The organism is Microbacterium sp. USTB-Y (assembly GCF_023703415.1).
Lineage (GTDB): Bacteria > Actinomycetota > Actinomycetes > Actinomycetales > Microbacteriaceae > Microbacterium.
This window is the reverse complement of sequence record NZ_JAGMTU010000005.1, coordinates 150,674-168,740: the sequence shown is the minus strand read 5'-3', so window position 1 is coordinate 168,740 and position 18,067 is coordinate 150,674. Positions and strand designations below refer to the sequence as shown.

Below are 18,067 nucleotides of genomic sequence, written 5' to 3'. Positions count from 1 at the left end.
TTCCGACGATGACGATCGAGATCCGCGCCGATGCTTCGCCGACCGCGCCCGTTCCGCGGATGCTCAGCGGAGCCCTCGACGCGCTCCGTTCCGGGGTGCCCCGCGTCCTCCTGATCGGCGGGGCGGGCGCCGGCAAGTCCACCGCGCTGCGCACCCTGCGGGATGCGCTCGAGAGCGATGGCCGGCGCGCGAGCCTCGTCCACGGACGCGAACCGGATCCGGGTGACTTCCCGGCCTCCGAGGTGCTCCTGGTCGACGATCTGCACCTGCTGTCGGACGAGCGCATCGCCGGTCTGCACCGACGCACCCGCGATCCCGCCGCCGCGCTCATCGTGACCACCCGCCCGCTGTCGGAGTCGTCGGGGGCGCGCGCCGTGGCGGACGCCCTCGAACAGCATCTTCCCGCGATCGTGCTCGGGCACGTGTCGCGCGCGGAGATGCTCGATGCGATCGCCGCGCGCGGAATGACCGTGCCGGACGGGTGCGTGACCGGCATCCTCGATCTCACCGCCGGGGTCTCCTGGCTGACCTGGGCCGCGCTCGCCCAGCACGACGTGCGCGACTGCGACGGCGACGACGACCACGGCGAGCTCGTGCGGTCGCTCCAGGCGAGCATCGTCCGTCGTCTGGAACGCCTCGATCCGGCGCTCAGAGCGCGCATCGAGGAGGCGTGCCTCGGCGCCTCGGATCTGTCGGAGCCGGAGACGCCGACGACGGACTGGGTGCTGCACGGTCACGCCGAAGGCCTGTTGCTGCGCAACGGCCAGCCGGCACCGATCGTGCGCCGTGCCGTGCGCGCCGCCGTTCCGATGCCGCGACTGATCGCGCTGAGCGCCCGCTCGGCGGACATCGCCCAGACGGTCGCGCGGGCCGGCGGCCTCTGCGAGCACGACGATGCGCGGCTCGCGGCGATTCTCGTACGGCACGCGGATCGCTGGGGAACGGCGGATCCGGTGCAGGCCGCGCGCCTCTACGAGGGCGCGGTCGCGTACGGCGCCGATCCTGCGGTCCTCGCGGCGCGCCGCGCGGAGGTGCTCTGGCTGCAGGGCGACGTGGAAGGAGCGGCCGCCGTCATCGAGCACGACGGCGCTCATGCGCCCGAGACCGACTCGCCCGTGCTCGCCGACCTGTCCGCAGGAGTATGGGCGGAACGGGGCATGCTCGCCCAGGGCGAGGCGGTGCACCGGCTCATGCCGGATCGCGACCCGCTCACCCCCTCCGCCCTGCTCACGGCATTCGGCACCGGCGACGCCGAGTCCCTCATCCAGGCGGACGACCGCCCGTGCCCGCCGACCGCCCTGGGCGTGTCGACGCAGCTCCTGCGACGCGGACTGATCAGCTCCGTGAGCCCCGACGCCTCGGAGGCAGCGCTCACCGACCTGGTGCGATCCGCGGAGCTCTACACCCGCTCCGGGCACGCCGGGGCGATCTGCGAGCCGCCCGCCGTCGTCGCGGCCAACGTCGCCCTCGGCCTGGGCGCGCTCGCCACCGCCGAGGCGGTGCTGACCGACGCGATCGCCACCGGTCACAGCGGCCCCTGGGCGCGGCACCGGCTGCTGCTCTGGCTCGCCTGGGTGCAGGTGCAGCGCGCCCGACCGGGCGAGGCCCGCGATTCCCTGCGCCGCGCCGAGGCCGCTGCTCCTGCGTTCACCCCGCGGAGCGCACTGCTGGCGCACGCGGTGCGGGTCGCCCTGGTGCGCCGGTACGAGGACACGGCCGCGCTCGAGTCGGCCTGGCGCGAGGCTCGGGGCGCGCTGCTGCGCGTCGACGTCGATGCGTTCCTCCTTCATCCGCTGACCGAGCTGATCGGCGCGGCGGCGCGCCTCGGCGATGCCGATCACACCGCCGCGGCCTTCGACGCAGCCCTCGCCCTCACCGCCCGCTGGGGAAGCCCACCCCTGTGGACCGCGCACCTGCACTGGGCCGGGATCCAGCAGGGGATCCTGCTCGGGCGTCCCGACCTGGTCGCACCGCATGCGAAGGCGCTGGTCGTCCAGTCCGCGCACAGCGAGGTCGCGGCGACGATGGCCAAGGCCGGGCGCGTCTGGACGTCGGTCCTCGCCGGTTCGGTGGATCCGGAAGCTGTCGAGGAGGCGGCGATCGGCCTCTCCTCGATCGGCATGATGTGGGATGCCGCGCGGCTCGCGGGACATGGTGCGGGACGCGCCACCGACCGCAAGGTCGCCGCGCGGCTGCTGGCCTGTGCGCGGGAGATCCATCCCGCCGACGGAACACGCAGCCTCGTCGCCGCCGACGACAGCGCGACCGGCACGGAGCGCCCACAGGCCGCGGAGCTGCTCAGCGAGCGCGAGCTGGAGATCGCACGCCTCGTGCTGCAGGGACGCACCTACGCGCAGATCGGCGAGGCGATCTTCATCTCTCCGCGCACCGCCGAGCATCACATCGCGCACATCCGCCGCCGGCTCGGCGCGACCTCCCGGGCGGACGTCCTGGCGAAGCTGCGGGAGCTGCTCAGCGAGGACGGCGCTCTGGCTGCGAGGGGCTCCGATGAGTGACCCCCGTAGGCCGCGTCCGGGATATCGGGGTATCCCCCGATGCCCGCGCTGCGGCACGAGGTTTACGCTCCGAGAAGCAAACGTCGATGGCGACAGCGTGGTCCGGCAGGATGCCGGCGTCGCGGTCGACGACGAAGGGGGAAGCTGATGGCTACGCCGGTCGAGACTGTTGCGGACGCGCTGTTCTCATTCATCCTGAGCCTGCTCAGGGATCCCGTCGCGGCGAAGGAGTTCACCGCCGAGCCCCAGGCGACGCTGGCGAACCACGGCCTGGGGAACGTGTGCCAGGCCGATGTCGCCGCGGTGAAACCCGTCATCGTGGATCACCCTTCGGTGGTCTACGTGCCGAGCCCCGCACCGGCCCCTCAGCCTTCCTATCGGCCGCCGGCTCCCGAGCACCACGATCCGGTGCAGGAGATCGTGAGGATGGTGCAGCACTTCACCACCGTCGACGCCCGTTCGACGATCGTCGACCAGTCCGTGAACCAGAACATCTGGACCAACGGCGGGGACGTGACGCAGACGTTCGACCAGGGGGCCGTGGTCGCCTCGGGTGATGACGCGGTCGCGGCCGGCCACGACGCCACGGTCGTCGATTCCCAGGTCGACATCACCACCGGCGACATCACCGCCGGCAACACGACCAACACCGACAGCTACAACACGACCGGCGCCGAGCCGGCACCCGAGGACGCCCCCGAGCCGACGGTCATCTACGAGACCGTGTACGACCTCCCGGCCCAGGTCGGAGACGCGGCGGGCACCGCGGCCGACGCCGCGCACGACGCTCCCGCCGACGCCGCGGTGCCGGAACCCGCCGACATGCTGGAGGGCGACATGACGTCCACGGCGAGCGACACCTACGAGGCGGACACGGCCAGCGCGGCGGCGATCGACGACGGAGCGGTCGATGCGCCGCTCGAGGATGACTGACATCGACTCCGCGCCGCGGCGCGACGATCGTCCGAGGGGAGAGCAGGCTCCCTCGAACGATCGGGACGTCGCGCGCATCGACGCCGCCGCGGTCCCGGCCGCACCGGCCGCGGAGGCCCCCGCGCCGCGATACGGGACGAGAGAAGCACCGCGGCGCCCGTCCATGCGCAGTCCGAACGGCGCCCCTGTCCTGATCAAGGCGACTCCGCCGTTCTCGGTGCGGACGGCCCAGCTGCTGTGGATCCTGAGCTTCGCCGTCGGCGGGTTCGCCACGGTGTACTTCTTCGTGATCCGCAAGAAGCTGCTGCCCGAGATCGCCGATGCTGCGAAGAAGGCCGCCACGGGGCGGGACGCGACGACGTACGCCGCGGCCGCCGACATCGTCTTCTGGGTGGTGTTCGCCGTCATCGTCGCAGCGCTGTTCGCGCAGATCATGCTGCTGGTGTCGTTCATGGCCCGCCGGCCGCAGGTGCGCTGGTGGCAGCTCGTGACGCTTCTCTTTCAGGCGGCGCTGGTCGTGATGTCACCGAAATGGGTCGCGCTGGGAACGCAGGGAGAGATCATGCAGCCGATTCTTGCGGCGCAGGCCGCGCTGGTGCTGCTGGCTCTCCTGTTCAGCGTCCTCCCCGGCGCCATGGCCTGGTCCGCCCGACGGCACGACATCAGGCGCGGGCCTGAGGTCACGGGCGCCCCCGATCTCTGAGGCGATCCCGGCGAGGCTGCGCACCACGCATCGGCGGATCTCCGCCGTGTCCGGTGCCGCCGTCGGATCCGCGGCGAGGCTGCGCCAGCGGATGCTCTCCTGCTGCACCCGGATGCGGGTCTCGTCCTGCGACGCCCCTTCCGCCATCCCGAGTCGCAGCGCCGCCGTGGTGCCGTCACCGCCGATGATGCGGATGGCGTCGTCGGCCTCGGCCTCCGGCAACGGCAGCGCGCCCGTGCGGGCCAGGGCGAGCAGGGAGAGCTCGCGCAGCGTGTGCGCCGAGGCGAAGAACCGCTCGATCCCGGCGCGGATCCGCTCCTCGCCGTCACACGGGCGCTCGGACACGAGTGCCTGGAGCTGCATCATGACGCCGCGCACCTTGAGGGCCGGCGCACGCGGGATGAACTGGCGTGCGATGAACTCCTCGAGCTGGTGCAGTCCGCTCTGCTCGGCCAGCGCGGCGGAGAGGGAGGAGGAGTCGGCCACACCGCCGCGGATCACCGCGGCCGCGAGGCGCACGCCGAACAGCCCGAAGCGAGCCAGCAGGTCCTGTCGCACGCCGACGCTGAGATCCGTGTCCGCATCGGGCCGCACGAAGCGATCGGCCGAGACCAGCAGGCGCTCGCGGTCGGTCCGCTCCCGTCCCGCCAGGTCGCGCAAGGCGATGAACTCGCTCTCCCGCAGCGTGCGTGCCCCCTCGGCGAGCAGCCCCGCCATCGGAATGACCCCCAGGGCGAGCGAGGCCAGCTCTCCGTCTCGCTCGTAGCGCCGTGCCACGCGCCGAGCCGACATCAGCGAGTCGATCCGCCCCGACCCCACCTCGTCGGCACGGGAGAGGACGCCGACCGCGCAGACGCTCTGAGCCGCACCGGCCGCCGTGTCGCGGAACGCCTCGAGGAAGTGGATGTCGGATCCGTGCAGGTGGCGCATGAGGTAGATCACCGCATCGGCGGACGAGGCCGACTGCTCGGGCGCGAGGAACTGCGCCGTGCGGGCGGAGACGCCGTGCGACAACGACGCGATGCCCGGCGTGTCGATCAGGATCTGCGATTCCAGGCCGCCGAGCGGCCACCCGACGTCGATCCAGTCGATCTCCTCGGCGACCCTGCCGCCGAGGTCCAGCACGAGGCGCCCGTGATCGCGCCGGATCTGCATGCGCTCGGTGCGCCCGTCGCGCAGATGCATCGAGATCGACGGGGTCTGCGCGTAGCGGTACCACGTGACCACGCGCGTGCACTCGCCCGCGTCCGTCGCCGCGATGCGCTCGCCGAGCAGGGCGTTCAGCAGGGTCGACTTCCCCGCTTTGACCATGCCAGCCACCGCCACCCGCAACGGCTCGTCGAGCCGCGTCTGCATGGCGTCGAGCGCCGCCAGCGCCGCACGGTCGGAGGCGTAGAGGGTCCGCGCGATCCGCAGCAGATCGCGGGTCTGCGCGATCACGTCCGGTTCGCTCCGGGTCCGCTCGCCGTCGATCACGGTCATGATGCCACGCTGCGCTGCGCGCGCTGCCGCACGGCGGGCACGTCGCCGCCCTCCGGCGGTTCGTTCTCGGGGATGAGGGCGCGCAGCCGCTCCATCTCGCCCAGTCGCACCCGCAGGACGGCGACCTGCTCGTCGTTGTCCGCCGTATAGGCCGCGGCCGCCTGCTTGGCCCGGGCGAGAGCCTCGGACAGCGAACGGTGCAGCTCCTCCGCCATCGAGCCGAAGTGGTCCCGCGAGATGCGCTGAACGAGGCGCAGCCGGTCCTTCAGCTGCTTGCTGACCTGGAACGTGACCTCGTCGATGTGCCGGCGGACGATCATCTTCGCTTCCTGCTGGCGACGGTTCAGGCGCGCGTTCATGTCCTCGCGATAGGCCCGGCGCCCCACGAGCACCCCCGCGAGCAGCGATATCGGATTGATCAGGGACATGCCGATCAGCCCGGTGGCGAGACCCACCATGAGCACGCCGCCGTACGAGCCCCGCACCCCGATGTACATCTTCTCGGCGGCGTTCAGGTGCCCGACCTCGAGGCCGGCGATGTCGTCGACCACGTCGAGGATCCCCCGCGTGTCGCTCACATCGATGGTGGGGACGTCCGCCTCCTCGGCGCTGAAGAGCTCGGCGACCTCCTCGGAGAGCCAGCGCGCGCGCTCATCGGTCCACACGAACGTCTCGGCGACCCCCGCGGTGACGCGCTGATCGATCCACTCCCGGATCTGGTCCCAGATGGGACCGGGATCGCCCTCGTCGATCGCGCGCTCCGCCTCGCGCTGCACCCGGCGCAGACGGTCCCGCACATCGTGCTCCATGTCGGCGACCAGATCGGCGATGCCGTCGGTCAGGGTCACCTGCCAGCGCGCGGAGCGTCCGCGGAACTCGTCCGCGCGCGCCTTGGCGACCTCGAGCTCCGCGATCATCCGCGGCGTGTCCTGCGGATGCAGCAGCGCGTTCAGCTCGGCGTGCAGCGACATGCCGAGCTGGTCCACCACGGACCGCAGGTCGTGCACCGCGCCGCGACGGCTCACGAGCTCCGCGCGGCCGAGCACGTCACGGTGCAGATGTCCGACCAGCGCCGGGAACCCGGACTCGTCGTTGAGCGAGTGATCCTGCGTCTCGGCCGCCAGCAGGCGCAGATCGCTCGACACCGCGAAGAGCGGCACCTCCCCGACGTCGTGCAGGTGACCGCGGTCGATGTCCTCGATCCGGCGCCACTCCGGGTACAGGTCCGTCTTGGCGAGGACCGCGGCGACGTTCGGCGAGATGCGCATCGCGTGCCGGAGGAACTGCACCTCGGGTTCGGTGTACTCCTGCGAGGCGTCCGACACCACGAGCACCGCGTGCGCCGACGACAACGCGGCCAGGGTGGCGAGGGAGTTCGCCGATTCCAGCCCGCCCACGCCGGGCGAGTCGACCAGCTTGAGGCCACCGCGCAGCAGTTCCCTCGGCAGCTGCACCTCGGCGGCCACGATGCCGCGCTGATTGCCGGGGTTCCCGCGTTCGGAGACGTAATCGGCCAACTCCGCCAAGGGGATCTCACGGCGGCGCGGTGCGGACCCCGGGCTGCCGCCCGGGTCCGTCCGTTCGACGACCCATGCGGCAGCGGTCTCCGCATACCCGACCGTGGTGGGGACGCTCGTGGCGATGTCGTCGTCCACCGGGCACACGGGGGCATTGACGAGCGCGTTGATCAGCTTGCTCTTGCCCTGCTTGAACTCGCCGACGACGATGACGTGGATCGCCGGATCCTCGAGTCGCCGCTGCGTCTGCAGGAGGCGGTCGCGCAGGTCCCCGCGCCCCGACGTCGCGGCGAGATCGCCGACCTCGCGAAGGACATCGGCGATCTCGATCTCTGAGTCGTCCCCTGCATCCGGCATGCGACCCCCCTGCGGTCGGTTGGACGGGCTTTTCGGTTGTGCGGTCCGCCTGCGATCGAAGCGGGCCGATCGGACCGGGTCACATCAGAAGGCCCGCGTCGGGCGCGTCCCCGTCCGCAGGAGGATCTCCCCAGAAGAAGTCGGAGTCGATGTCCCACACCGATTGATCGGCTCCGGCCAGCTCGTCGGTGAAGGTGTTGCTCGCGAAGGGATCGTCCTGGCCGTCCATCCAGGCGGGGCCGCCCCCGCCCGAGGCGCCCAGAGGCTCATCCGGATCCGCAGACATCTCTCACCCTCTCTGTGCTCTGGAGTGTAGTGCGCTGCCCGACCACCCGGAAGGGGGATCGGGCAGCGCACGGGTCCTGTCAGAAGTCGAACTCGTTCGCGTCGCCGAACGGGCTTCCGACGTTGGAGTGATCGACGTCGACATCGACGTCGACATCGGTGCTCGAGTGGTCCGTGTAGGAGTCGTCGACCATCGAGTTGTCCTGGAACGAATCGTCGATCGACCAGTTGTCCGAGAAGTCCTGGTTGTACGAGTCGGTGTTCCAGGTGTTGCCGATCGACACGTCTCCGACCGAGATGTCCGTGTCGATGTTGTGGATCGTCACGTCGCCGCCTCCGGCGACCGAGTGATCCCCGGACCCGGTGACCGCGCTCTGGTTGAAGGACTGCACGACGTTGCCGCCGTACGCTCCCCCGCCCACCGCGCCGGAGTCGCCGCCCGTACCGCCGTCGGCGCCGCCGCCGAAGGCACCGGCTCCGGCTCCGCCGGCGTCGCCCGTCGCACCGCCGGCTCCGGTGCCGCCGCTCGTCGCCGGACCGCCGTCGCCGCCGTCGCCACCGCTGGCGAGGCCGCCGACACCGCCGTCGCCACCGGCACCCGCGGTCGCACTGCCGCTGTTGCCGCCGGCACCGCCCGAGCCCGTGTCGCCCCCCGCGGCCCCCGCGAGCGCCGGCCCGCCGAAGCCGCCGTCGGCGCTTCCGCCGACCGCGATGGCGGCGCCGCCGCTGCCGGACGAGGTCGAGATGTTCTGGTTGACCGACTGGTCGGTGGTCGTGGAGCGCGCGTCGATCTCGATGTCGATGTCCGTGTCCCCGCCGCCGCCGTGCTTGGCGGCCGCCGCCATGCCTCCGGCCCCGCCGAGGCCGAGGTTGAAGTCGCCGAAGCCAGCGTTGTACTGCCGAACACCGGCGTTGATCGAGCTGTCGTTGCCGGAGTCGTGCACCGAGCGGTCGGACTGGTCCGTGTTGTACGAGTGGTCCGTGTTGTACGAGTCGTTGGTCGAGTGGTCGTCGTTGAACGAGTCCTCGACCTCGGTGTCGTTGTGGGACCAGTTGTCCGAGTTGTCGGAGTTGTCGGAGTTGTCGTTGAAGGAGTCCTCGACCTCGGTGTCGTTGTGGGACCAGTTCTCCGAGTTGTCCGAGTTGTCGGAGTTGTCGTTGCCGGAGTCAGCGACTCCCACGTTCCACTGCCGGCCGAGAACGTTGATGTTGTCTTCCAAAGCCATGATCGAATCCCCTTGTTCGTGTGGGCGCCAAGCGGCGTGTCCTACGAGTGTGGGACGCGGCGCCGATCGCGGCATCGGGGATGATCCCGCATCCTCCCCCGTCGGCGCAGGGGGACTCCCGACGGACCGGTAGGGGATGCTCCGGGCACGACGAAGGCCCGGATGCGCAGGGCATCCGGGCCTTCGGTACGTCGGTGCGGACTCAGCGCACCACGACGGCGAGCACGTCGCGCGCCGAGAGCACGAGGTACTCCTCGACGCCGAACTTCACCTCGGTGCCGCCGTACTTGCTGTAGAGCACGCGGTCGCCGACGTTGACGTCGAGCGGAACGCGGTTGCCGTTGTCATCGATGCGACCGGGGCCCACGGCCACGACCTCGCCCTCCTGGGGCTTCTCCTTGGCGGTGTCGGGGATGACCAGGCCACTCGCGGTGGTCTGCTCGGCCTCGACCTGCTTGATGACGATGCGGTCCTCGAGCGGCTTGATGGAAACCGACACGGTCTACCTCTTTCTTGACGGTTCAAGACTTCGTTAGCACCCTCAACCCGAGAGTGCTAACGCCAGTCTAGGCGCATCGCTGGCACTCCCGCAATCAGAGTGCCAGTCGGGGGCGAGTGGAGCGCACCGCCGGTCGCCGGACTCACGGCCGGAGACGGGCTCCGCCATGAGTGCACGGCCTGCTGCCGAGTGCACGACCTGTGGACGCGAACTCCCCGTGCACTCGTCAGGATCCGGTGCGGTGGGGCGCGTGCCGACCGCACGGCACGGCCTCATCGGCGGCGGCCCGGCGCGCGACGTCGATAGCCTGGACCGCGTGGACATGAGCGAACTGCGAACCGTGCTGACGCCCGAGGCGCTGCGGGCGATCGACGAGCTCGGCGAGATCGGATCCACGGATGCGGCCGCCCGGGCGGTCCTGCGCCTGCGCGCCGAAGGCCGCTCCCCCGACTTCGTCTCGGCCGTGGTCGGCCAGGCACGGCTGCGCACGAAGGGCAGGGCGAAGTTCGGCGAGTTCGCGGACCGGATGCTGTTCACCCGCGCCGGCCTCGAGCAGGCCACCCGGCTCGGCGTCGCCGCGCGTCACGCGGGCCGGATGCGCTCCGCCGGGATCGGGCACGTGTCGGATCTCGGGTGCGGGATCGGCGGGGACGCACTGGCGTTCGCCGGCGCGGGCCTGCGCGTCACGGCCGTGGACGCCGACGAGGTCACCGCCGCGCTGGCGGCGTACAACCTCGCGCCGTTCGGATCCGACGTCGAGGTACGCCACGGGTTCGCCGAGGACCACGCATCCCTCGTCGCGGGAGACGGCGCCGCCGCGGTGTGGCTGGATCCGGCCCGTCGCACGGCCGGGCACTCCGAGACCCGTCGCGTGTCCGCGGACGACTACTCCCCCTCGCTGGACTGGGCCTTCGCGCTGGCCGAGCGCGTGCCCACCGGCATCAAGCTCGGACCCGCCCACGACCGGGACGCGATCCCCGCCGACGTCGAGGCCCAGTGGGTGAGCGCGGACGGCGACGTCGTCGAGCTCGTGCTGTGGTCGGGTTCCCTGGCTCGCGAGGGCGTGCGCCGGGCGGCCCTCGTGATCCGCGGCGACCGCGCGCACGAGCTCACGGCCCCCGCCGACACCGAGGACGCCGAGGTGCGCGAGCTCTGCGCCTATGTGCACGAACCGGACGGCGCCGTGATCCGCGCCCGCCTCATCGGCGACCTCGCCCGCCGGCTCGACGCCGGCATGCTGGATCCGCACATCGCGTATCTGACGTCCGATGCGCCGGCCGACAGCCCGTTCGCGGCGTCGTTCCGCGTACGCGAGGTGCTGCCGATGAACCCGAAGGCGATCGGCGCCGCCCTCAAGAAGGCGGGCATCGGGCGCCTCGAGATCAAGAAGCGCGGCGTGGACGTGGATCCGGCCGCGTTCCGCAAGAAGCTGAACCTGCGCGGATCCGGCGAGGCGACGCTCATCCTGGTGCGGATCGGGGACAAGCGGCACGCGCTCCTCGCCGACCGGGTCTGATCAGTCCGCGCTGCGGTCGCTGCGGGAGAAGAGGGCGTCGTCCTGCGTGATGACGAGGTACTGGCCGCTCATCGACGGCATCCAGTACTCGAGCCGGAGCGCCGGATGCGCTGCGGTCTCGCGCAGCCGCACGGTGAGCGGCGGATTCTCGGGGGGCGGATCGGCGTTGCCGTCGGCGCCGAACTCCAACGCAACCGTGCTCCGGCTGCAGGCCTTCTGCGGATCCGGGTCCTCCACGATCATGCATCTGTTCCCGCGGCCGTCGTCCCCGATCCACACCCGGGTCTCCCCCACGCGCCCGACGACCATGGCGTAGGCGAAATCGTTCTCGGCGACGAGACGGTTCATCTCGCTCTGCTCCTCGGGATCCTGCAGACCCGCACCGTAGAACATCCCCTCGAAGCGCATCAGGGTCCCCAGCGGAACGCCCGTGCCCGCGATCGCCAGGGTCCCCTGGTACCCGTCGCGCTGGTCGGTGAACGTCCGCGGCGAGACCGTCAGCGGCTGGTCCCGCAGCTGCTCCGCCGTCTGGCACTCGCGCTGCGGAGCGGAACCGCGCACATCGAGGATCGCGCAGCGCAGCATGCCGTTCGCCTGCGTCGCGTACCAGAGCAGGCCGTCGTGATCGCGCGCGAGCAGCTGCAGGGTTCCGGGATCGATGCCGTCGTGCAGCTTCAGGATCGCCGCCGCCCGCGCGCCCTCCCCGGCCCGCAGCGCGAGCCCGACATCGGGCGGGCGCGGGATCGCCCAGCCCACCAGCAGGCCCGCCAGCAGGACCACGGCGAGACCACCGACGACGAAGCGCGGGCGCTTCCAGGCGCCGGTGGCGAGCCAGGCGCGGACGGCCCTCCCCGGCCCGATCGACAGGATGCGAGAGCCGGGAGCGGCCGCACCCGCGGCTCCCTCCTTCAACGCTCCCGGAGGGGCGGCATCCGCGGCGTCCCGGTGCGACGGTCCCGGGCGCTCCGCGGTGATCGCCGGCTCACCCGCGACCGGCGCAGGCCCGGGGACGTGCGCCCTCGACTCCCCCGGCGGAGACGGCACCTCCCCCGGCGGAGGCGGCGCCGACGGGGACGGCGCCGGAGCGGGCACTCCCGACGCGGGCGTCGGCGGAAGGGCTGGCGCGTCGGCCCGCCGCAGCTCGGAGAGCCGCGCTGCCTCGACCTCGCTCAGACCGGATCCCTCGCGCGCGAAGGCGCGGCGCTCCAGCTCGCGACGCTCGCGGTCGAGGCCCGGATCCGGCATGCGGCTACCCGATCCAGCCGAACCGGTAGGCGGCCCAGACCAGCCAGCCCGCGCTGTACAGCGTGGCGACGAGCCCGAGCACGAGTGCCCACACCGAGAGGGCACGGCTTTCGTCCGGCCGGCGCAGCGACATGATCGCCGCGATCACCGACACGATCGCGACCGGGATCCCCCAGCCGACGAACATCGAGGCGAAGAGCGCGACGATGGCGGAGAGCAGCGCCCAGGGCGCGAGCCGGGGCTCGGCGGCCACCGGCACCGGGACGTCGGTGCTGTCCGTGGGGTGCCACTCCTCGTGCGCGACGGTCGTGCCGTCGCGGTCGAGCTCCAGCTCCTCGGGCGCGATCCCGCCGTCCAGCTGCGGTCCGCTCTCGACGCCGACCGGCACGGGCGCCGTCGGCAGCCGGGTGTACCGCTCCGGATCCTTCCCGCCCGTCTCCGCCATCAGGCCCCGGCCTCCCCGGCGCGCTCGGCGACCTGGATCTCCGTCACGGGCAGCGTCGAGTCCGCCCCGAACGCGAGCGTCGAGGGACGCCGGCTCGACGAGATCAGCTCGGCCGCGAGTCCGGCGATCATCGCGCCGTTGTCGGTGCACAGCGAGAGCGGCGGGATGCGCACGGTGACCCCGGCCTCGGCGGCACGGGCGAGGGCGACCTCGCGCAGCCGGCGGTTCGCGATCACTCCGCCGCCGAGCAGCAGGCGCGGGACGCCGCGGTCGGCGCAGGCGGCGAGCGCCTTCGTCACCAGCACGTCGACGACGGCTTCGCGGAAGCTCGCCGCGACGTCGGCGACCGGGATCGGGTTCCCCGCCGCCTCCTCGCGCTCGATCCACCGGGCGACCGCGGTCTTCAGGCCCGAGAAGGAGAAGTCGTAGCGATGCTTCTCCAGGTCCGAGGCGCGGGACAGCCCGCGCGGGAACCGGATCGCGGCCGGGTCCCCGCCGACGGCGGCCCTGTCGATCTCCGGACCGCCCGGGTAGGGCAGGCCGAGGATCCGGGCGACCTTGTCGAAGGCTTCGCCCGCCGCGTCGTCGACGGTCTCGCCGAGCAGCTCGACGTCCGTCGTGAGATCGCGCACGTGCAGCAGCGACGTGTGCCCGCCCGAGACGAGCAGCGCGATCGTCGGATACTCCAGGGGCACCGAGTCCGGCGTCAGGATGTCGGCCGCGATGTGGCCCACGAGGTGGTTCACGGCGTAGAGCGGCTTGCCGAGCGACACCGCCAGCCCCTTCGCCGCGCCGATGCCGACCATCAGCGCTCCGGCGAGCCCCGGGCCGCTCGTCACGGCGACCGCGTCGAGATCCTGCAGCCGCACCTGCGCCTCGGCGAGCGCGCGCTCGATCGCCGGCTGCAGCTCCTCGAGATGCGCGCGGGCGGCGACCTCGGGGACCACGCCGCCGTAGCGGGCGTGCTCGTCCATGCTCGACGCGATCGTGTTGGACAGCAGGGTGCGCCCGCGGACGATGCCGATCCCGGTCTCGTCGCAGCTCGTCTCGATCCCGAGCACGAGGGGCTGGTCAGTCATCGGATCCCTCCGCGTTGCCGTATTCAGGCTCGATGCGCTTCTCCGGCATGATTCCGTTCGATTCTCGCGGATCCGCCGGATCCGGCCTGAGTACGGTCGTGTCGCGATCGGACAGGTCGAGCCTCATGATCACGGCGTCGACGTCGTCGGGCTGGTAGTAGCCGGCGCGCCGGCCGATCTCGGCGAACCCCTCCGAGGCGTAGAGCCGCTGGGCGACCGGGTTGTCCGCGCGCACCTCGAGGAACACCTCGCGGGCGCCGCGTTCCGCGGCCTCCGCGAGCAGAGCGCGCAGCAGCGCTCTGCCCCGTCCGGATCCGCGGTGCGCCGCGTCGAGGGCGATGGTCTGGATGTCGCTGTCGGCGGATCCGCGCAGCGCGCGCACTCCCCCGTAGCCGACGACGGTCCCGCGGTCGGCCGGCACGGCGGACGGCTCGACGTCGACGAGGTAACGGCCGTGCGGGCTCGCGAGCTCGGCGGCCATCATCTCGGCGCTCCAGGCGTCGGTCGGGAACGAGCGCCGTTCGATGAGCATGATCGCGTCGAGGTCGTCCGCCGTCGCGCTGCGGATCACGAGGCGCCCCCGGCCCCGGCGCTGCGGTGCGAGGCAAGCGGTCTCACGAGCCCACCTTCTTGGGCGCGGCCGGCACCAGGGCGTCCGGCGGACGCAGGTACAGCGGCTCGGATCCGGTCAGCGTGCGTCCGGCGGCGACCGCGCGGCGGGCGACGCGGGCGACCGCGGCCCCCGATATCCCGGTGACCTCGAAGCGGCGCAGCGCCCCCAGCTTGCGGTCGACGTCGGCCTGCGGGACGAGCACCGTGTCGACCACGGCGTGCGGGATCCCGTCGACGTCGATGCCCTCGTAGACGGTCACCGCGGTCTCGCGCCGGCGCGCGTCGGTGAGGATCGCGAACGGGTGCTGCGGCGGGTGCTCGCCCTCGATCACGGCGAGCGCGGCGGCGTGGTGGCTGGGCACGGCGATCACGGGGACGTCCCGGCCGAGCGCGAAGGCGCGTGCCGCGGCGATCCCGATCCGCAGTCCCGTGAACGGTCCGGGGCCCATGCCCGCCGCGACGTGCGTGAGCGGATCCTCGTCCTCGGATCCGGCGGCGAGGACCTGCTCGAGCAGCGTCCCGATCGCCTCGGCGTGCCCGAGGTGCCCGCCCTGGGACACCTCGGCCAGAGTGCGGCCGTCATGGCCGATCAGGCCGACGGCCGAGCCGAGTGAGGTGTCCACGCCGAGAATCACCCTTCCAGGGTAGTCGGTGCGCCCGGCGCGGCACCCCCGGATCACCGGGCGGCGACGACCGCCCGCTCCCAGCGATCCCCGCCGCGCGCCTGGGCGAGGGCGGACGCCTTGGCGGCGGCCGACGTGAGCGCCTCCAGGTCGTAGTCCGCATCCAGCACGCCCGCCCAGCCGACGCTCGCCGAGACCCGCAGGGGCGCGCGGGGGCCCGGATCCTCGATCGTGGAGACCCGCGTCAGCAGGGCCCGGAGCAGGCGCCGCACCTCGTCGTCGCTGCCGGGCAGCAGTACGAGCACCCGCCCATCCGCGATCCTCGCCACGTCGGCGGCGGCCGGCAGCGCATCCAGCACATGCGCGTGGAACGCCGCGACGATGCTCGCGAACGCGGCCGGCCCCAGGGCGTCCTGCACGTCCACCGGATCGTCGAGACGGACGTCGAGCAGCGACCACGCCGGATCCTGGCGGCGGCTCGCGCGGGCGATCCGGGCGCGCAGGATCGCGTGGTCGTCCTGCTCGCCCTTGCCCCCGCCGCGCAGCAGCGTCTCCCCCCGGGTGAGCAGCACGATCGTGATCGCGGCGCACTGACTGGTGAGCAGGATGCCGACGCCGTTGATGTCGCGCAGCATCCGCAGTTCGTCTCCGGGGGCGGAACCGACGCCGGTGATCCCTGCCGCGATGCCGAAAACGGCGACGACGACGAACGCCGAGGACACGAGGGCGAGCGGGATCACCACGTCCCGGGCGCTGATCCGCAGCCGGAACAGCTCCCAGGCGGACATCCCCGCGAACACCGCGCCCGCCGAGAACACGATGCGGAACACGACCGGATACGCGTCCGTGGTCGACGTGAGCGCGAGCGCCGCGGGCCCGATCGCGATGTAGACGACCGCCGCGGGCCAGAACGCCCGCCGGCCGGCGTAGAAGCGGATCCCGAGCCACAGCAGCGGTTCGAAGCAGACGATGAGCCCCGACGACAGCGCCCGCAGCGGAGCGCTGTCGAACTGGTTGGCCGCCACCCAGACGTAGGTCGCGAGCATGGCGACGCCGAAGCCGACGGACCAGGTGATCGTGGCCCTGCTCGGGCGCGGCATCAGGGCCAGGCCGAACACCAGCGCGGCCGACAGCGTCACCAGCGCGACCAGGGTCGCGGAGGTGTTGACGGTGATGCCGATGGGGGCGGTGACGGAGATCATGCGTCGTTCCTCTCGGGGCGGCGCGGCAGGCGCACGCGCATGCGGGTGCCCTCGCCGATGCGGCTGTGCACGTCGACGGTGCCGCCGTGCGCGGTCACGATGTCCCGGACGGCGACGAGGCCCAGGCCCGTGCCCGGGACGCCGCTGTGCTCGGCCTGCTCGCTGCGGAAATACGGCTGGAACAGTCGATCGACGTCGGCGGGAGCCATGCCGACCCCCGTGTCGGCGACGACGAGCTCGGCCCAGCCGTCCTCGGCGACGTCCAGCGAGACCACGATGGATCCTCCCGCCGGGGTGTACTTGACCGCGTTGCTCAGCAGGTTGTCGATCACCTGACGCAGCCGGAACGCATCCCCGTAGATGAGGAGCGTGGCGGCTCCGGTGACCGTGACCTGCCGCCGGCCGGCGGCGGCCGTCGGAAGGAACGACGAGACCGACGCCTGCACGAGCGCGTGCAGGTCTACCGGTTCGGAGAGCACGCGCGCGGCGGGACGGGAGGCGTCCAGCGCCGTCGTGACGAGATCCTGCATGCGCTCGGCGGCGCCCGCAACCACGGAGAGCTGGTCGGCCATCCGCGGGGGCAGATCCGCCCGTTCCAGCAGCAGATCGACGTGCCCCACGATCGCCGTGAGCGGGTTGCGCAGCTCATGGGTCAGGATCGCGGACATCAGCCGGCGCTCCTCGGCCGCCGCCAGCCGGGCGGTCACGTCGTCGATCGTGACCAGCACCACCGCCCCCTGGTCGGCGTCGCCCGCCATCGGCAGCGTGTCCACCTCGAGCGCCCGCCACACGCCGGCGGCGTCGTAGAGCCAGACCCGCTCCCCGTCGAGGCGTTCGCCGCGCACGGCGCGGGCGAGCAGGGTCCGGTGCATCGGCACCGGATCCCCCTCCCGGTCGTCGTACTCCACGGCGGGCGCCGGCAGGGCGGACCCGTCGGCGTCGATCCCGTACAGCCGCCGGTAGGCGTCGTTCATCCGCAGGATCGCACCGTCCTCGCCGACCGTGACGAGGGCGGTGCCGAGGGCGTCGATGATCTGCGCCATGCGCCGCTCATGCGTCTCCGCGCGGCGTGCGACCCGGTCGATCTGCTCGGATCCGCGCCGCAGCAGCCTGCTCGCGGCGCGCGAGCGGCGCACCCCGATCCGGATCGTCGTCCCCAGGAAGCCGAGCGAGAACGCGGTGATCAGCACGCGCAGGACCACGTCCGAGAAGAGCCCGCTCTGGTTGGCGACCGTGAAGAGGAACGCCGTGATCAGCGCGATGCCCCCGAGGACGGCGATCATCGAGTAGTAGGTGGCGATCCACGTGATCGGGATCACCCAGAGGAAGCCGAGTCGGATGTCCGGGGCCTGGGTGGTGAGGCCGATCGCGGCGATGTCGACCATCGGAACGGCGAGGATCGCCGCGGACGGGATCCGGTCCCAGGGCAGCACGAGTGCGACGACGGTCGTGAGCAGGGCCAGCACGAGCCCTGCCGTGAAGAGCGGGGTGGCGAAGACGGTCGGCTTGAGCGCGGCGACGAGCACCGCGATCGCCACGGTGGTGCTGACGAAGATGAGCTGCCAGCGCCAGATCGACGCCCTGCGCGACATGCCGATCCTCTCCCCGCGCGGCCCGACGCCGGCGCCGGATGCGCCGCACGGACCCGTTCCGGAGCCCGCCCGCTCAACGCTTCCGCAAGGTTATCCAAAGAACGGCCCAAGGCGGTTCAACCGGGATATCGCGCCGCCTAGCATCGCTGGAAGACGGACCCCCCTCCGTCGCCGGATCCGCGGCCCGAACGCGGATCCGGCACCACTCTCCCGTCGCCCCCGGATCCACGATCAC

At 72.3% G+C, this 18,067-nt stretch carries 15 protein-coding genes; 3 read left to right on the top strand and 12 right to left on the bottom strand.

Annotated features, from left to right (window positions below; all coding sequences use genetic code 11):
• Positions 1–8 precede the first annotated feature (8 nt).
• Together J8G10_RS13635 and J8G10_RS13630 are read left to right on the top strand one after the other, a co-directional pair.
• Complete coding sequence (locus J8G10_RS13635; protein WP_251445835.1) at positions 9–2,516, top strand: LuxR C-terminal-related transcriptional regulator; 2,508 nt, start codon at positions 9–11, stop codon at positions 2,514–2,516.
• Between the two features lie 147 nt (positions 2,517–2,663).
• Complete coding sequence (locus J8G10_RS13630) at positions 2,664–3,449, top strand: IniB N-terminal domain-containing protein (RefSeq protein WP_251445832.1); 786 nt, start codon at positions 2,664–2,666, stop codon at positions 3,447–3,449.
• Positions 3,450–3,972: 523 nt separating this feature from the next.
• Here the strand turns inward: J8G10_RS13630 and J8G10_RS13625 are convergent.
• The 5 genes from J8G10_RS13625 to groES form a co-directional block, all read right to left on the bottom strand.
• A complete protein-coding gene (locus tag J8G10_RS13625; RefSeq protein ID WP_251445829.1) occupies positions 3,973–5,634 on the bottom strand; it encodes a dynamin family protein in 1,662 nt (553 codons plus the stop codon).
• Positions 5,631–7,508 (bottom strand): dynamin family protein, encoded by a 1,878-nt coding sequence (locus tag J8G10_RS13620; RefSeq protein ID WP_251445824.1) that lies wholly within the window; start codon positions 7,506–7,508, stop codon positions 5,631–5,633. The genes J8G10_RS13625 and J8G10_RS13620 overlap by 4 nt, the downstream gene beginning before the upstream one ends.
• Before the next feature lie 79 nt (positions 7,509–7,587).
• Positions 7,588–7,794 (bottom strand): hypothetical protein, encoded by a 207-nt coding sequence (locus tag J8G10_RS13615; RefSeq protein ID WP_251445821.1) that lies wholly within the window; start codon positions 7,792–7,794, stop codon positions 7,588–7,590.
• A gap of 79 nt (positions 7,795–7,873) precedes the next feature.
• Entirely contained in the window at positions 7,874–9,019 is a 1,146-nt protein-coding gene (locus J8G10_RS13610) for a hypothetical protein (protein ID WP_251445818.1), read from the bottom strand.
• 202 nt (positions 9,020–9,221) lie between these two features.
• Positions 9,222–9,518 carry a co-chaperone GroES gene (gene groES, locus J8G10_RS13605; protein ID WP_045250571.1) on the bottom strand — a complete coding sequence of 99 codons (297 nt, stop codon included), beginning with the start codon at positions 9,516–9,518 and terminating at the stop codon, positions 9,222–9,224.
• Positions 9,519–9,834: 316 nt separating this feature from the next.
• On the opposite strand from groES, the gene J8G10_RS13600 reads away from it, so the two are divergent.
• Positions 9,835–11,034, top strand: coding sequence for an SAM-dependent methyltransferase (locus J8G10_RS13600; RefSeq protein ID WP_251445815.1), 1,200 nt, complete (start codon positions 9,835–9,837; stop codon positions 11,032–11,034).
• On the opposite strand, the gene J8G10_RS13595 is transcribed toward J8G10_RS13600, so the two are convergent.
• Genes J8G10_RS13595 through J8G10_RS13565 form a run of 7 tightly spaced genes read right to left on the bottom strand, consistent with a single transcriptional unit; the run spans position 11,035 to position 17,832 of the window.
• Positions 11,035–12,279 (bottom strand): hypothetical protein, encoded by a 1,245-nt coding sequence (locus J8G10_RS13595; RefSeq protein WP_251445812.1) that lies wholly within the window; start codon positions 12,277–12,279, stop codon positions 11,035–11,037.
• Positions 12,280–12,283: 4 nt separating this feature from the next.
• Positions 12,284–12,724 (bottom strand): hypothetical protein, encoded by a 441-nt coding sequence (locus J8G10_RS13590; RefSeq protein ID WP_251445809.1) that lies wholly within the window; start codon positions 12,722–12,724, stop codon positions 12,284–12,286.
• Positions 12,724–13,803, bottom strand: a complete 1,080-nt coding sequence (gene tsaD, locus J8G10_RS13585; protein ID WP_251445806.1) for a tRNA (adenosine(37)-N6)-threonylcarbamoyltransferase complex transferase subunit TsaD — start codon at positions 13,801–13,803, stop codon at positions 12,724–12,726. Before tsaD ends, J8G10_RS13590 begins: the two co-directional genes overlap by 1 nt.
• Positions 13,796–14,374 carry a ribosomal protein S18-alanine N-acetyltransferase gene (gene rimI, locus J8G10_RS13580; protein WP_251445803.1) on the bottom strand — a complete coding sequence of 193 codons (579 nt, stop codon included), beginning with the start codon at positions 14,372–14,374 and terminating at the stop codon, positions 13,796–13,798. Before rimI ends, tsaD begins: the two co-directional genes overlap by 8 nt.
• 43 nt (positions 14,375–14,417) lie before the next feature.
• Complete coding sequence (gene tsaB, locus J8G10_RS13575; RefSeq protein WP_308220705.1) at positions 14,418–15,038, bottom strand: tRNA (adenosine(37)-N6)-threonylcarbamoyltransferase complex dimerization subunit type 1 TsaB; 621 nt, start codon at positions 15,036–15,038, stop codon at positions 14,418–14,420.
• A 53-nt stretch (positions 15,039–15,091) separates the two neighbouring features.
• Positions 15,092–16,240, bottom strand: a complete 1,149-nt coding sequence (locus tag J8G10_RS13570; RefSeq protein WP_251445797.1) for a hypothetical protein — start codon at positions 16,238–16,240, stop codon at positions 15,092–15,094.
• Positions 16,237–17,832 (bottom strand): ATP-binding protein, encoded by a 1,596-nt coding sequence (locus J8G10_RS13565; RefSeq protein WP_251445794.1) that lies wholly within the window; start codon positions 17,830–17,832, stop codon positions 16,237–16,239. Before J8G10_RS13565 ends, J8G10_RS13570 begins: the two co-directional genes overlap by 4 nt.
• Positions 17,833–18,067: the final 235 nt, after the last annotated feature.

What these genes read in the sequence shown, in the direction of transcription:
- J8G10_RS13635 (WP_251445835.1), top strand. Translation starts at nt 9, where the DNA reads ATGACGATCGAGATCCGCGCCGATGCTTCGCCGACCGCGCCCGTTCCG.
- J8G10_RS13630 (WP_251445832.1), top strand. Translation starts at nt 2,664, where the DNA reads ATGGCTACGCCGGTCGAGACTGTTGCGGACGCGCTGTTCTCATTCATC.
- J8G10_RS13625 (WP_251445829.1), bottom strand. Translation starts at nt 5,634, where the DNA reads ATGACCGTGATCGACGGCGAGCGGACCCGGAGCGAACCGGACGTGATC.
- J8G10_RS13620 (WP_251445824.1), bottom strand. Translation starts at nt 7,508, where the DNA reads ATGCCGGATGCAGGGGACGACTCAGAGATCGAGATCGCCGATGTCCTT.
- J8G10_RS13615 (WP_251445821.1), bottom strand. Translation starts at nt 7,794, where the DNA reads ATGTCTGCGGATCCGGATGAGCCTCTGGGCGCCTCGGGCGGGGGCGGC.
- J8G10_RS13610 (WP_251445818.1), bottom strand. Translation starts at nt 9,019, where the DNA reads ATGGCTTTGGAAGACAACATCAACGTTCTCGGCCGGCAGTGGAACGTG.
- J8G10_RS13595 (WP_251445812.1), bottom strand. Translation starts at nt 12,279, where the DNA reads ATGCCGGATCCGGGCCTCGACCGCGAGCGTCGCGAGCTGGAGCGCCGC.
- J8G10_RS13590 (WP_251445809.1), bottom strand. Translation starts at nt 12,724, where the DNA reads ATGGCGGAGACGGGCGGGAAGGATCCGGAGCGGTACACCCGGCTGCCG.
- tsaD (WP_251445806.1), bottom strand. Translation starts at nt 13,803, where the DNA reads ATGACTGACCAGCCCCTCGTGCTCGGGATCGAGACGAGCTGCGACGAG.
- J8G10_RS13570 (WP_251445797.1), bottom strand. Translation starts at nt 16,240, where the DNA reads ATGATCTCCGTCACCGCCCCCATCGGCATCACCGTCAACACCTCCGCG.
- J8G10_RS13565 (WP_251445794.1), bottom strand. Translation starts at nt 17,832, where the DNA reads ATGTCGCGCAGGGCGTCGATCTGGCGCTGGCAGCTCATCTTCGTCAGC.